Genomic DNA, 14,212 nt, shown 5'->3' with positions numbered 1-14,212 from the left:
TCATGCGCAACACTGCGCGCTCTCACAAACGCCAGTTCCCATTGCATGTCCACATCAGTGCGATGTTTACATTTTTGTTGCTCATGCTCGGCTTAGTGCTGGGCGTTTTTAACTATCTACAAACCACCCACATCATTCTCGACAGCAGTAAAAAGCTGTTCGGCTATATCGAACAGGATGTGCAGCATGATTTGCTCAATGCCTACCAACCCATAAGGCACGCACTGAACCTGCTGATTCTCAATCCTGATGCCATGACTGATCGAGTCGAACTGAGAATGGGGCTGTTGCAGCCCTTCGTACAAACCCTCGAAGACAACCACACCCTGTCTGCTTTGTTCCTGGGAGATGACAACGGAAACTTTTTCCTGGTCAGGCCTTTGCGCAATCAAGCGATCAGGCTGCAGTTGCATGCACCGCCACAAGCGAATTACGAAGTCTGGTCGATAAAACGCTCGGAACCAAACGGTACGGTTGAGTCAAAAAAAATATATCTGGATGAACATTTGACCAAGCTGGAAGAGCGAAACATCCCGGGTGAAACCTATGACCCTCGCACCCGAAAATGGTTTATCCCGGTGCACGCCGACAACAATCAAGCCACCACCAGCCCCTATTTGTTTTTTTCCACCCGGGAAGTGGGCACCACATTAGCCAGACGCAGCGCCACGAATACAGTCATGGGTGCCGACGTAACCCTTTCTCAACTGTCCAGTACCCTCGCCAGCCATCAGACAACGCCCGGTACGCAAATCGTTTTATTCGATGGCGATGGCCGGGCAATCGCCTATCCGGATTTCAACAAGCTCTTAACCGCCCAGGATCCCGCAAAACTACCCAAAGTCTCGGAATTAAGCCCGGCCCTGAGCTATTTGATCGAGCAGAGTGCAACCACTGAGCATCGCCTGAACGACGGCAATCGCCAATGGATCACGTCACAATTCAAGGTGGACGACGGCGGATCCAATGGTTTGCAGCTGGCCATGATGGTCCCGGAAGACGAACTGCTGGCAGATGCCTATAAGCTGCGATGGCAAGGTGCCATGATGACGCTGATTGCCCTCTTCCTGTGCGTACCCATGGGTTGGGTGACGTCCCGATTACTGGTCAAACCTTTGCAGGCACTGGTGCGTGAGGCCGATGCCATTCGGCGGTTTGATTTCAACTACGCGCCCAGGAAGCAGTCACCCGTGCTTGAGATTGACCAGCTGGAAGCCTCCATGGGACGAATGAGAGAAACGCTCGCCAGTTTTTTTGAAATCACCTCCAGCCTCTCTGCTCATACCCGATTTGAACCTTTGTTGCAGTCGGTCCTGTTTGAGACGCTCAAAATCGCGCAGGCACAGGCCGGGCTCATCTACCTTGCAAAAAACGACAGTACGCAGCTGGAATTAAAAGGCTTGATCATGAATGGCCAGCCCCAGGACCTCACAACCCAGCCGCAGTCGGTATTAGACCCTGACGACAATCAGAGCCCCGAATGGCTGCGGGCACTTTTCGAAGGCCATGACAGTGTGGCCCGCGCACTCACTTTCGAGCAGGCTGGCGACTTGCAACCACTGATGCACGAACTGGACAGCCAGAGCATCCATCTGATCGGCATTCGCCTGCACAACCGCCACGGCGAGACCGTCGGTATTCTGGTTCTGGTGTTGAACAACAGTGGCTCGCTTGACGATCAGGATCATCTGCGGGCTGATCGGATTGCCTTTATCCAGGCGGTGTCAGGCACAGCTGCGGTCGCCATTGAGAGCCAGCGCCTGCAAGCACGGCAAAAGCAGTTGCTGGATGCTTTGATTCAACTGCTGGCTGGAGCCATTGACGCCAAAAGCCCGTATACGGCAAGCCATTGCCAGCGAGTTCCAACCCTCACGCTGATGCTGGCCCAAGCGGCGGCGGCGAGCCAGCAGCCACCGTTTGAGCAGTACAACCCCTCGGACGAACAATGGGAGGCCCTGCGCATCGCGGCCTGGCTACATGACTGCGGCAAGGTCACAACGCCGGAGTATGTGGTCGACAAGGCCACCAAGCTTGAAACCTTGTACGACCGCATTCACGAGATCCGCACCCGTTTTGAAGTGCTCAAGCGCGATGCATGGATCGACTACTGGCAAGCGCGCGCCCTGGGCGGCAATGATCAACAACTCACGGAGCAGCGCGACACCTGCTTGTCGGCGCTGGATGACGACTTTGCCTTTGTCGCCCAATGCAATGTGGGAGGTGAAGCCATGATGGAAGCTGATCTTGAGCGTTTGAACGCCATTTCACGACGCACATGGAGCCGGACTCTGGACGATCGGCTTGGGGTGTCCTGGGAAGAGCACAAACGCCAGTCCACCCGTGAGGAACATGCCTTGCCGGTCACAGAGCGATTGCTCGCCGACAAACCGGAGCACCTTTTCATCCGGCCCGAAGCCGACGTGATTGCTGCGCAAAACCCTTGGGGCTTCAAACTCGACATACCGCAATACAAGTTCAACCGCGGCGAACTGTACAACTTGAGCATCAGACGCGGCACATTGACCAATGAGGAACGCTACATCATCAATAATCACATCGTTCAAACCATCCTGATGCTCAGCAGCCTGCCCCTGCCCAGTTACCTGAGCAACATCGCGGAGATCGCAGGTGGACATCACGAAAAAATGGACGGCAGCGGTTATCCAAAACGCTTGAAGCGTGAGGAGATGAGCCTGGAGTCGCGGATGATGGCGATTGCCGACATTTTCGAGGCACTGACCGCTTCGGATCGCCCCTATAAACGCAGCAAGACGTTAAGTGAGGCCCTGAGCATCATGGCCACGATGTGCCGCGATGCCCATATTGACCCCCAACTGTTCGCGCTGTTTATGCACGAACAGGTGTTTATGCAGTACGCCCGGCAGTTTCTCGGACCGGAACAAATCGATTCAGTCGACATCGATGCGCTCATGCTCAAGGCCGGGCTGACGACTTGACCGGTATCAGCACTCGCTCAGACGTAGAAAGATCGCAGCCAGTGCTTCAATGCCCTGCTGGTCCTGCTCGCTGAACCGCCCGACACTCGGGCTGTCCAGATCGAGCACACCGATCAGCCGGCCATCCTTGATCAACGGAACGACCAGCTCACTGTTGGAAGCACTGTCGCAAGCGATATGCCCGGCAAATGCGTGAACATCCTCAACCCGCTGTGTTTGCCTGCTCGCAGCCGCGGCCCCGCAAACGCCACGTCCAAAAGGAATCCGGACACAGGCGATCTGCCCCTGGAACGGGCCCAGTACCAACTCTTCATTGCGGTTGAGGTAAAACCCAGCCCAGTTCAGATCATCCAGCTGGTGAAACAAAAACGCTGAAAATTGCGCGGCATTGGCAATAAAGTCCCGCTCATCTGCCAACAACGACTCCAGTTGAGCCTGCAACAAGGTGTAGCCGTTCAGACCGGCACCTGTGGCATTCAAATCAATCATTCACTTGCTCCAACAATTTCAAACCCACCCAGTAACGCGCGAACTGATAGGCGCAACGGCCGTTGCGATTGCCTCGCCCGGTCGCCCAGCGCACGGCAAGAATATCCAGCGCTTCGTCGCGTTGCCACTGCAAACCGGCTTTGCTGGCCAATACGTCGATCCAGTGCTCGACCACACTCAGGAAGTGCTCCTGGGTAAAGGGATAGAACGACAGCCAGAGGCCGAAACGGTCGGACAAGGCAATCTTGTCCTCTACGGCCTCGTTGGGATGAAGCTCACCGTCGACGTTCTTCCAGTTTTCGTTGTCGCTCTCTTTTTCAGGCACCAGATGGCGACGGTTCGAGGTTGCATAAAGCAACACGTTATCCGGCGCTTGCTCCAGGGAGCCATCGAGGACGCTTTTCAGCACCCGGTAATCGCTTTCGCCAGCCTCGAAGGACAAGTCATCGCAAAACAATACAAAACGTTGAGGCAAGCCCTGTAACAGTTCGACCACTCGCGGTAGATCGGCCAGATGATCGCGCTCGATTTCAATCAGGCGCAGCCCGGCATCTGCGTGCTCCGCCAGCAAGGCACGAATGATCGATGACTTGCCCGTACCCCGTGATCCCCATAACAGGGCATGGTTGGCTGGCAAACCGTCGAGAAACTGCCGGGTGTTGCGACCCAACTGATCACGCTGATTATCAATGCCGATAAGGTCCGCAAGGCGCATTTCAAGACTGACCTGCAACGGCAGCAGGTAACCGGAGCGACCTTCACGCTGCCAACGGGCAGCCAGGCACTCGTGCCACTCAATCGGTTCACGCTGCGCTGGCAGCAAGGGTTCAAGACGTGCAAGGACTGCTTCGGCACGCTCCAAAAAGGCATCCAGTTTAGAATTCACAACATTTCCTCAGACTGATACACAATGATGGCATATTGATATGACGTACATTTATCCGCCATCCACGACATGACTCACCCGGTTTGCGGCAAATACCGCAGTTATACCTGCCGGTTGTCCTACACATCGACTACTCTTGCACGCCGCAAGGAAATGGAAACAGGTGCAGCACCCCATGGATATAAAACTCACCCATCGCCTGTCTTTCAAACAAGCAAAACTGACTGTGCTGGTCGGTCTGGTTCTCGGATCCATCCTTAGCCTGCTACAAATCGGCATCGATTATGCCAGTGAAAACGCCGCCATCAATCGCGAAATCCAGTCTCTGCTTGAGATCAGCCACAACCCGGCATCGCGCATTGCCTACAACCTCGACTCAGAGCTGGCACAAGAGCTCTTGCTCGGTCTGTTGCGATCACCGGCGATCACCGGCGCACAACTTGTCGACAGCGACAATGTGGTCCTGGCAGCTGTTCAGGATCAGCCTGAAAGCGGGCGTTATCGAGCACTCAGCGATTATTTGTTTGGTTCCAATCGCTCATTTGACCAACGACTGTACTTCAATCACTTGCCTGAACAAAGCATCGGGGTTTTACACCTCGAGGTGGATACCTATCCCTTCGGGAAGCGTTTTTTGCAGCGGGCGGAAGTCACGCTGCTCAGCGGTTTCATTCGCAGCATCATCCTGACCTTTATCCTCCTGGGCCTGTTTTACGTCATGCTGACCAAGCCGCTGGTACGGGTGATTCGACAGATAAGCCAGCGTCTGCCCGGTGACCCTGGCCAATCGAAGGTGCAGTACCCTTGCGGCCATGAAGACGATGAAATTGGTGTGCTGGTCAACGCCGCCAATCAACAGTTCGAGGCGATGGCCCGTGAAATGGAGTATCGGCGCCGCGCTGAAAACAGCCTCACCGAGTACCTGGCGCAACTGGAAACCATCGTCTCGGTGCGCACCAAAGAGCTGGAAACCATCAACGAACAACTGCGTCACTCCAATGAAGAACTGGAATCTGCGCGCAGCACTGCACTGGAAATGGCCCAGGCACGGTCTGCCTTTCTGGCCAATATGAGCCACGAAATACGCACCCCGCTCAATGGCTTGCTGGGCATGCTGGCGCTGTGCCTGGACAGCCCGCTCAATGCCGAGCAACACCAGCAACTGTCGATAGCCCACGACTCTGGCAAAGTCCTGGTCGAACTGCTCAATGACATTCTCGACCTGTCGAAATTCGATGCCGGCCAACTGGAGCTGGAACATATTGCCTTCGACCTGGGTTCGCTGATCGAAGACACTGCCAACCTGCTGTCGCAGAACGCAGCCCCCAGCGTGGAGCTGACGTGCCTGATCGACCCGAACTTCCCCGCATTGGTGCTGGGTGACCCGACACGGGTACGCCAGATCGTCAGCAATCTGCTATCCAATGCCCTGAAATTCACCCGGTTCGGACGGGTGGATGTGCGCCTCAGCGCACTGGGCGATCAGGTACGCATCGAGGTGTGCGACACCGGCATCGGCATTGCCCAGGATGCTCAGGCGCGAATTTTCAGCCCTTTTACCCAGGCTGGAGCCAGCATTACCCGTCAGTTTGGGGGCACAGGGCTGGGGCTGACCCTGACCAACAGCTTGTGCGAGGTCATGCACGGACGACTGACCATCAGTTCGGAAATCGGTTTTGGCAGCCAGTTCTGTGCCGAACTGCCTTTGCCTTGCTACGCCCCCGCCATCACGCCCAAACCACTGTCCGGGCGGGTTATTGTGGTGAGTGCCGCGAGCAGCGGCCTGAGCGAGTTGCTTGCCAGCTTTTTGCCCCTGTGGGGGCTCGACTACACACACTATTCACTGGACGCCCGTCTGGACGGCACAGACCCTCATCTGTTGATTACTGATTGCCCCGAATGCCTGTTTGGCCTGCGGCCGGCAATCAGCGCACCGATCCTGCTAGTCACTGCCTATGGAAACTTCATGCCCAGTGATCAGGTCAGTGCACTGGCACCCCTGCAGCAAAAAGCCAGGCCGCTATCGCGCCATGCGTTGTATCAAACCTTGCAGTATCTGCTACAGAAAAACGATCAAGACATCCCGGCGGATCGGACCAGCAGCACGCCTGTCTCGCACCGCGCACGGATTCTGTTGGTCGAAGACAACCCGGTCAACCAACTTGTGGCCAAGGGCATGTTGAGCAAATTGGGGTGTGACGTAGTAGTAGCGGCCCACGGCGGCGAGGCGCTGAAACAATTGGAGCAGAGAACCTTTGATCTGGTGTTGATGGACTGCAACATGCCAGTAATGGACGGCTATGAGGCCACCCGACAAATTCGTCACCGTGGGCGCTGGCCAAAGTTACCCATCGTCGCCCTGACCGCCAATGCAATGCCCGAAGAGCGCGAGCGCTGCCGCTCGGCGGGGATGAACGACTATCTGGCCAAACCGTTCAGGCGCGAAGAGCTGGCTGCGCTGATTGATACCTGGGTGCCGCAAACAGCCTGAAAAGGCATTGCCTGTAGCACCTGGTTTAACTGGCGAACCGCCGCGCATGCTTTTGCGACGGCTGCGCCGCCGGACGCAGCCTCGCTCCGCGAGTCAGCGGCTACAAGGCCTCAGAGCGACAACGGTCTAGCGCAGTAACGCCTCGATATCCGACTTGAGCGCCTCCGGCTTGGTGGTCGGGGCATAACGCTTGATCCTTTTGCCATCGCCACTGATCAGGAACTTGGTGAAATTCCACTTGATACCCTGGGAGCCCAGCAGCCCGGGCGCACGTTTCTTGAGCTGGACAAACAGCGGATGGGCCTGGCTGCCATTGACGTCCACTTTTTTGAACAGAGGGAAGGTCACGCCAAAATTCAACTCGCAGAACTCAGCGATGGCGGCTTCGTCACCCGGCTCCTGTTGCCCGAACTGATTACACGGGAATCCCAGAATCACCAGGCCCTGATCCCTGTACTGCTGCCACAGGGCTTCGAGCCCCTTGTACTGCGGGGTAAATCCACATTTACTCGCGGTATTGACCACCAGCAAGGCTTTACCCCCGTAGTCCGCCAGGGTTTTCGGCTCGCCGCCAAGAGTGGTGCATGCAACATTGAGCAGATTGTCGTTCATGACGGCGCCTCAAGATTAGTCGCGGGGAACCAGGTCCAGGCACACCGAGTTGATGCAGTAGCGCAGACCGGTGGGTGGCGGACCGTCGGGGAATACATGCCCCAAATGCGCATCACACTTGGCGCAGACCACTTCGGTACGCACCATGCCGTGGCTGACGTCACGGATCTCGACCATCGCGCTTTCGCCAATCGGCTGATAGAAGCTCGGCCAGCCGCAACCTGAATCAAACTTGGCGCGCGAATCAAACAACGGCTCCTGGCAGCAGATACAGTGATAAACACCGTCGGTTTTAGTGGCGTTGTATTTACCCGAAAACGGCCGCTCAGTGCCCTTGAGGCGGCACACGTTGTACTGCTCCGGATCGAGCATGGCCTTCCATTCGTCCAGGGTTTTGTTCAACTTTTCCATGGTTCTGCCTCTGCAACTGAAAAACCCCGATCGGTGGCTTTTCCAGGGGTCGGGTGGCACGTATGATTGCGCCTCGTTAAACGCAAGTCTGGCACCCGCACTAGTTGCATTCAAACGGATTATTGAAGCAAGCCGGTGTCAGCCACTGTGTGAAAACACAGAATTTCCCAGAGCCGTGATCATCACATTGCCTGGATCGTTCATTTTCGGGATCACATCGCCATGCAGGTCAGCAAATCAAACAAGCTCGCCAACGTCTGTTATGACATTCGCGGCCCAGTGCTCAAGCACGCCAAACGTCTGGAGGAGGAAGGTCATCGCATCCTCAAGCTGAATATCGGCAACCCGGCCCCCTTTGGTTTTGAAGCGCCGGACGAAATCCTTCAGGACGTAATCCGCAACCTGCCGACCGCCCAGGGCTACAGCGACTCCAAAGGCCTGTTCAGCGCGCGCAAGGCCGTGATGCAGTACTACCAGCAAAAGCAGGTGGAAGGTGTCGGCATTGAAGACATCTACCTGGGCAACGGCGTCTCCGAGTTGATCGTGATGTCGCTGCAAGCGCTGCTCAACAATGGCGACGAAGTCCTGGTGCCAGCACCCGACTACCCGCTGTGGACTGCCGCCGTAACGCTGGCCGGTGGTCACCCCGTGCACTACCTGTGCGACGAGCAAGCCAACTGGTGGCCTGATCTGGAGGATATAAAAGCCCGGATCACCCCTAACACCAAAGCCATGGTCATTATCAACCCGAACAACCCGACGGGTGCGGTGTACTCCAAGGAAGTCCTGCTGGGCATGCTGGAGATTGCGCGCCAGCACAACCTGGTGGTGTTCTCGGACGAGATCTACGACAAGATCCTGTACGACGACGCCGTGCACATCTGCACCGCTTCGCTGGCCCCGGACGTGCTGTGCCTGACCTTTAACGGCCTGTCCAAGTCGTACCGGGTCGCGGGTTTCCGCTCGGGCTGGATCGCCATCTCCGGGCCCAAGCAAAATGCCCAAAGCTACATTGAAGGCATCGACATGCTGGCCAACATGCGCCTGTGTGCCAACGTACCCAGCCAGCATGCCATCCAGACTGCACTTGGCGGCTACCAGAGCATCAACGACCTGGTCCTGCCCAACGGCCGCCTGCTGGAACAGCGTAACCGCACCTGGGAGTTGCTCAACGATATCCCCGGCGTCAGCTGCGTGAAGCCGATGGGTGCTCTATACGCATTCCCGCGTATCGACCCCAAGGTGTGCCCGATCCTCAACGACGAGAAGTTCGTTCTGGACCTGCTGCTCTCGGAAAAACTGCTGGTGGTTCAAGGCACGGCATTCAACTGGCCTTGGCCTGACCACTTCCGCGTCGTGACCCTGCCCCGTGTTGACGAACTGGACATGGCCATCGGCCGGATCGGTAACTTCCTGAAGACCTACCGTCAGTAACGTCTGAACATGCTGTGCGACGAATCAAAAGTCGCACAGCATGTGTCTGATGAAACATTCTTCACATGCCGTCTTTCCCTACCCGCACTCTCCTTTTTTAAAAAACCCAAATCGTTAAAGCCCTTTATTTACTGGGTTTGGGTGGAACTCTTGTTCAAAAAAAGTGCTCATTCAGATTAGGAAATGTCGGGCATGCCACTAGAATCAGCCTGTAGGACACAGTTTGAAATAGTCACCCGGTTGAATAGCCTGAGGCGGCACCTTATATACCCGCATACGGCAACACCCTTAAGACGAGGAGATTCTTACAACCATGATGCGCATTCTGCTGTTTTTGGCCACTAACCTGGCGGTCGTGCTGATTGCCAGCATCACCCTGAGCCTGTTCGGCTTTGACGGGTTCATGGCGGCCAACGGGGTTGATCTGAACCTCAGTCAGCTGTTGGTGTTCTGTGCGGTCTTTGGTTTTGCAGGGTCTTTGTTCTCGCTATTCATCTCCAAATGGATGGCGAAGATGAGCACCAGCACCCAGGTGATCACTCAACCTCGCACTCGTCATGAACAATGGTTGATGCAAACCGTTGAACAACTATCCCGCGAAGCCGGGATCAAAATGCCCGAGGTGGGAATTTTCCCGGCATATGAAGCCAACGCTTTTGCCACGGGCTGGAATAAAAACGATGCGCTGGTCGCTGTCAGCCAAGGTTTGCTGGAGCGTTTTTCGCCAGATGAAGTAAAAGCCGTACTGGCACACGAAATTGGTCACGTTGCCAACGGTGACATGGTGACCCTGGCACTGGTGCAAGGCGTGGTGAACACCTTCGTGATGTTCTTCGCCCGGATCATCGGCAACTTTGTCGACAAGGTGATTTTCAAGAACGACGAAGGCCGCGGCATTGCCTATTACGTCGCGACCATCTTCGCTGAACTGGTCCTGGGTTTCCTGGCCAGCGCCATCGTGATGTGGTTCTCGCGCAAACGCGAGTTCCGGGCTGACGAAGCCGGTGCACAGCTTGCTGGCACGTCGGCCATGATCAGTGCCCTGCAGCGCTTGCGCTCCGAACAGGGCCTGCCGGTTCACATGCCGGACACCATGGCTGCTTTTGGCATCAACGGCGGCCTCAAACAAGGCCTGGCGCGGATGTTCATGAGCCACCCGCCACTGGAAGAACGTATCGATGCACTGCGTCGCCGCGGCTAACCCCACGGCAACCAAAGAAAAGGGCGACTGAGGTCGCCCTTTTTCATGCCCGCATTCAGGCCTTGCCGGTTTTTTCCAGGCGATAGACCCGCTCCACCAGACGCGTCACACCGCCCTTGAGGAACTTCCATTCCTGGTCGAGTACATCCGGCTCCTCGACGACTTCCAGCGCCCAGTCAGGCGACAGCAGGCGCTGTACTTCGGCGTCCGGCACCGAGAACGGCGGGCCATTCATCTGAGACTGGTCGTAATCGAGCGTGATCAACAGCCCCTGGCATCCCGGCGTGAGGATTTTCGTCAGATGCCGAGCGTAGGCTTCGCGCATGTCGGGGGGAAACGCGATCATCGCTGCCCGGTCATACACCCCCACACACGTGGCGACATCGGCCGCAGTCAGTGCAAAGACATCACCACACAAGATCGTCACCGGGCCCGCCTCATACACCCTGAAGGCGCCCCGCTGGCTAATCTGCGGCTCTACCTTCTGCTCACTGAAAAACTGCTCCACGGCCGTCTGCGTGAGCTCTACGCCCAGCACCTCGTAGCCGTTGGCCGCCAGCCAGCTCAAATCCAGGCTCTTTCCACATAGCGGCACCAGCACACGGCCGCCCTGCTCAAGCCCAAGGGTGGGCCACAGGCGCTGAAGATACGGATTGACCTGCTGCAGGTGAAAACCGATCTGATTGCGGTCCCAGCGGTCGTGCCAAAATTCGGGCTGCATGATTCACCTTTAAATTCGATAGATAAGCACTAAAACTTATATTGGATTTAGATCAATGATCAGGACGAAGATGAGACATCTTAACCTTGAGGATGTTTTTCATGCTTCCCAGCCTGTTCATCTCCCACGGTTCGCCAATGCTAGCACTGGAACCGGGCGCCAGTGGCCCGGCGCTCACGCGCCTGGCCAACGAACTGCCCCGCCCGAAAGCCATCGTTCTGGTATCCGCGCACTGGGAAAGCCCTGATCTACGGGTCGCCAGCCATCACGCACCTGAAACCTGGCACGACTTTGGTGGTTTTCCGCCTGCATTGTTTGCCGTGCAATACCCTGCACCCGGGGATCCGGCGCTGGCCGCCCGCATTGTTCAACTGCTTGCAGACAAAGGCTTACCGGCCCGGCTGGACGCCAATCGCCCTTTTGACCACGGTGCCTGGGTGCCACTGTCATTGATGTACCCGGCAGCCGATATTCCTGTGGTCCAGGTTTCACTGCCCAGCCAATTGGGCCCGCAAGCCCAGACCGAGATAGGGCGCGCCCTGAGTACCTTGAGAAATGAGGGAGTCCTGATCATCGGCTCGGGCAGCATCACCCACAACCTGCGCGAACTGGACTGGCACGCTGGCCCGGAGAGCGTAGAGCCCTGGGCCAAAGCCTTTCGTGACTGGATGATCGAGACACTGGCCTCTGACGACGAAACGATGCTGCACGACTACCGAAAACTGGCGCCCTTTGCAGCCAAAAATCATCCCAGCGATGAACACCTGCTGCCACTGTACTTCGCCCGAGGCGCAGGTGGCCCATTCAGCATTGCCCACCAGGGCTGGACACTGGGTGCGCTGGGGATGGATATCTATAGATTTGGTTGAATCCGGGCCCGTAGTCGCTGCCTAGGAACGAATGCTGCGCGCTTTTATTGCGCAGCGCCCAAGATCAAGAGCTCGCAGCCTTCGTTCCTCGGCAGCGACTACAAATCACGGACAAAAAAAATCCCCGAACCAGTCGGGGTTTTTTTTAGCGATCAATCACAGCAAGCAGTGATTAATCTTCGCGGTAGCGACGCAGCTTGAGCTGCTTGCCAGCAACGCGGGTGTCTTTCAGTTTGGCCAGCAAACCTTCCAGACCCACTTCCGGCAGCTCTACCAGGCTGAAGCTGTCACGCACCTGGATGCGACCGATTGCTTCACGTGCCAGGCCACCCTCGTTGAGGATAGCGCCCAGCAGGTTCTTGGCAGCGATGCCATCACGCGCACCCAGAGCGGTACGGCAACGAGCACGGCCTTCAGCCAATGGAACCGGAGCACGACGCTCACGATCACCACGATCCGGACGGTCACCCGAACGCTCTGAACGCTCACGTGGCGCGCTGTTCGGCACCAGTGGACGATCACGCTCGATGGCAGCCAGAGTCAGGGCCTGACCGTTGGTTGCCTTGCGCAGCAGAGCAGCGGCAAGAGCACGCGGGCTGCAACCGATATCGGCAATCAGGCGATCCAGCAGGTCACCGTGAGTCGATTCAGCGTCAGCAACCAGCGGAGTCAGGCTGTTGGTCAACTTCTTGATGCGAGCATCGAGAACAGCTTGAGCATCCGGCAGGCGGACTTCAGCAACTTTCTGACCGGTTACACGCTCGATCACTTGCAGCATGCGGCGCTCACGAGGAGTTACCAGCAGCAGTGCGCGACCTTCGCGACCTGCACGGCCTGTACGGCCGATACGGTGAACGTAGGACTCTGGATCGTAAGGCATGTCAACGTTGAACACGTGAGTGATACGTGGAACATCGAGACCACGAGCAGCAACGTCGGTCGCCACAACGATGTCCAGACGGCCATCCTTGAGGGAGTCGATTACGCGCTCACGCTGGTTCTGGGCAATGTCACCGTTCAGCGCAGCAGCTTTGTAGCCTTTGGCTTCAAGGGCGCTGGCCAGATCCAGGGTCGCTTGCTTGGTGCGTACGAACATGATCAGGGCGTCGAAATCTTCAACTTCCAGCAGGCTCAATACAGCCGAGGTCTTCTGGTCAGCGTGAACCAACAGGTGAGCCTGTTCGATCGCGGTAACGGTCTGAGTCTTGGTCTGGATCTTCACGTGTTGCGGATCGCGCAGATGGCGCTCGGCAATGGCACGGATCGACTGCGGCAAGGTTGCCGAGAACAATACGGTCTGACGGGTTGGAGGAAGAGCCTTGAAGATAACTTCAAGATCGTCCATGAAACCCAGTTTCAACATTTCGTCAGCTTCGTCCAGAACCAGGTGGTTCACGGTCGACAGAACTTTTTCGTCACGACGCAGGTGGTCGCACAGACGGCCCGGAGTGGCGACAACGATCTGTGCGCCATTACGGATTGCTTTCAGTTGTGGACCCATAGGGGCGCCGCCGTAAACGGCCACAACGGTAACGCCCGGCATTTGCTTGGCGTAGGTTTCGAAAGCGGTTGCTACTTGCAGCGCCAACTCACGGGTTGGCGCCAGGATCAGGGCTTGCGGCTCGCGCTTAGCAGGATCGATGCGGTGCAGGATCGGCAGTGCGAACGCGGCGGTTTTACCCGTACCGGTTTGCGCCTGACCAATCATGTCGTGACCGGCCATAATGATCGGGATCGATTGATGCTGAATAGCCGAAGGTTCTTCGTAGCCAGTCGCAATGACAGCTGCAAGAATGTTCGGATTAAGATTAAAAGCGGCGAAGCCGCCGGTTTCCTGGGTCATGGGTCTGCCTCTAAGTGCATCCGCAAAGACCCATGCTCCAAAGCTGCGCATGCCGTGTAAGACTCAAGAGTCGCCCTGGCTGCTTTGTCGGCGGGGATTTGCGAAAACGTTAAATGAATGGAGCGTTCAGGGTTGTCCGCGAAACGGACGAGCAGCCGAAGCGTGCTTCGGGAAATGCGACACCTAAACGTGGCCCGGCTAAAGGCCGGCGCGCACTATACCGGATTTATCAAAAAAAAGAAGCGTTTTTTTGGGGCACAATCGTCTGTATCCCTCTATAGACCGGGCTTTAACGATA

At 56.7% G+C, this 14,212-nt stretch carries 11 protein-coding genes; 5 read left to right on the top strand and 6 right to left on the bottom strand.

The window, feature by feature from the left end; all coding sequences use genetic code 11:
• The first annotated feature begins 2 nt into the window (after positions 1 to 2).
• A complete protein-coding gene (locus V6P94_RS10250) occupies positions 3 to 2,957 on the top strand; it encodes an HD domain-containing phosphohydrolase (RefSeq protein ID WP_133077859.1) in 2,955 nt (984 codons plus the stop codon).
• Positions 2,958 to 2,963: 6 nt separating this feature from the next.
• Here V6P94_RS10250 and V6P94_RS10245 read toward each other — a convergent pair whose 3' ends face one another.
• Complete coding sequence (locus V6P94_RS10245; protein ID WP_133077860.1) at positions 2,964 to 3,446, bottom strand: GAF domain-containing protein; 483 nt, start codon at positions 3,444 to 3,446, stop codon at positions 2,964 to 2,966.
• Entirely contained in the window at positions 3,439 to 4,332 is an 894-nt protein-coding gene (locus V6P94_RS10240) for an ATP-binding protein (protein ID WP_133077861.1), read from the bottom strand. The genes V6P94_RS10245 and V6P94_RS10240 overlap by 8 nt, the downstream gene beginning before the upstream one ends.
• Before the next feature lie 175 nt (positions 4,333 to 4,507).
• Between V6P94_RS10240 and V6P94_RS10235 the strand changes: the two genes are divergently transcribed.
• Positions 4,508 to 6,823, top strand: coding sequence for a response regulator (locus V6P94_RS10235; RefSeq protein WP_326398295.1), 2,316 nt, complete (start codon positions 4,508 to 4,510; stop codon positions 6,821 to 6,823).
• A 126-nt stretch (positions 6,824 to 6,949) separates the two neighbouring features.
• Here the strand turns inward: V6P94_RS10235 and V6P94_RS10230 are convergent, their stop codons facing one another.
• Together V6P94_RS10230 and msrB are read right to left on the bottom strand one after the other, a co-directional pair.
• The gene (locus tag V6P94_RS10230; RefSeq protein ID WP_133077863.1) at positions 6,950 to 7,435 is read right to left on the bottom strand and encodes a glutathione peroxidase; all 486 of its coding nucleotides are present in this window, start codon (positions 7,433 to 7,435) and stop codon (positions 6,950 to 6,952) included.
• A 15-nt stretch (positions 7,436 to 7,450) separates the two neighbouring features.
• A complete protein-coding gene (gene msrB / locus V6P94_RS10225; RefSeq protein WP_133077864.1) occupies positions 7,451 to 7,846 on the bottom strand; it encodes a peptide-methionine (R)-S-oxide reductase MsrB in 396 nt (131 codons plus the stop codon).
• Positions 7,847 to 8,068: 222 nt separating this feature from the next.
• Between msrB and V6P94_RS10220 the strand changes: the two genes are divergently transcribed.
• Complete coding sequence (locus V6P94_RS10220; protein WP_095028529.1) at positions 8,069 to 9,280, top strand: pyridoxal phosphate-dependent aminotransferase; 1,212 nt, start codon at positions 8,069 to 8,071, stop codon at positions 9,278 to 9,280.
• A gap of 313 nt (positions 9,281 to 9,593) precedes the next feature.
• On the top strand, positions 9,594 to 10,481 hold the full coding sequence (gene htpX, locus V6P94_RS10215; protein ID WP_133077865.1) for a protease HtpX: 888 nt from the start codon (positions 9,594 to 9,596) through the stop codon (positions 10,479 to 10,481).
• A gap of 55 nt (positions 10,482 to 10,536) precedes the next feature.
• Here htpX and V6P94_RS10210 read toward each other — a convergent pair whose 3' ends face one another.
• Positions 10,537 to 11,202, bottom strand: coding sequence for a thiopurine S-methyltransferase (locus V6P94_RS10210; protein WP_326398296.1), 666 nt, complete (start codon positions 11,200 to 11,202; stop codon positions 10,537 to 10,539).
• A gap of 101 nt (positions 11,203 to 11,303) precedes the next feature.
• Between V6P94_RS10210 and V6P94_RS10205 the strand changes: the two genes are divergently transcribed.
• Complete coding sequence (locus V6P94_RS10205; protein ID WP_133077867.1) at positions 11,304 to 12,071, top strand: class III extradiol ring-cleavage dioxygenase; 768 nt, start codon at positions 11,304 to 11,306, stop codon at positions 12,069 to 12,071.
• Positions 12,072 to 12,243: 172 nt separating this feature from the next.
• Here the strand turns inward: V6P94_RS10205 and V6P94_RS10200 are convergent, their stop codons facing one another.
• Positions 12,244 to 13,914 (bottom strand): DEAD/DEAH box helicase, encoded by a 1,671-nt coding sequence (locus tag V6P94_RS10200; RefSeq protein ID WP_133077868.1) that lies wholly within the window; start codon positions 13,912 to 13,914, stop codon positions 12,244 to 12,246.
• Between the last annotated feature and the right edge of the window lie 298 nt (positions 13,915 to 14,212).

It is taken from the genome of Pseudomonas sp. ML2-2023-3 (assembly GCF_037055275.1).
In the GTDB taxonomy this organism is placed as follows: Bacteria; Pseudomonadota; Gammaproteobacteria; order Pseudomonadales; family Pseudomonadaceae; genus Aquipseudomonas.
Note: the sequence above shows the minus strand (reverse complement) of the source record. Positions and strands in the feature narration are given on the sequence as shown.

Coding starts and splice junctions, on each gene's coding strand:
- V6P94_RS10210 (WP_326398296.1), bottom strand. CDS start 11,202: ATGCAGCCCGAATTTTGGCACGACCGCTGGGACCGCAATCAGATCGGT.
- msrB (WP_133077864.1), bottom strand. CDS start 7,846: ATGGAAAAGTTGAACAAAACCCTGGACGAATGGAAGGCCATGCTCGAT.
- V6P94_RS10200 (WP_133077868.1), bottom strand. CDS start 13,914: ATGACCCAGGAAACCGGCGGCTTCGCCGCTTTTAATCTTAATCCGAAC.
- V6P94_RS10235 (WP_326398295.1), top strand. CDS start 4,508: ATGGATATAAAACTCACCCATCGCCTGTCTTTCAAACAAGCAAAACTG.
- V6P94_RS10220 (WP_095028529.1), top strand. CDS start 8,069: ATGCAGGTCAGCAAATCAAACAAGCTCGCCAACGTCTGTTATGACATT.
- V6P94_RS10250 (WP_133077859.1), top strand. CDS start 3: ATGCGCAACACTGCGCGCTCTCACAAACGCCAGTTCCCATTGCATGTC.
- V6P94_RS10245 (WP_133077860.1), bottom strand. CDS start 3,446: ATGATTGATTTGAATGCCACAGGTGCCGGTCTGAACGGCTACACCTTG.
- V6P94_RS10205 (WP_133077867.1), top strand. CDS start 11,304: ATGCTTCCCAGCCTGTTCATCTCCCACGGTTCGCCAATGCTAGCACTG.
- V6P94_RS10230 (WP_133077863.1), bottom strand. CDS start 7,435: ATGAACGACAATCTGCTCAATGTTGCATGCACCACTCTTGGCGGCGAG.
- htpX (WP_133077865.1), top strand. CDS start 9,594: ATGATGCGCATTCTGCTGTTTTTGGCCACTAACCTGGCGGTCGTGCTG.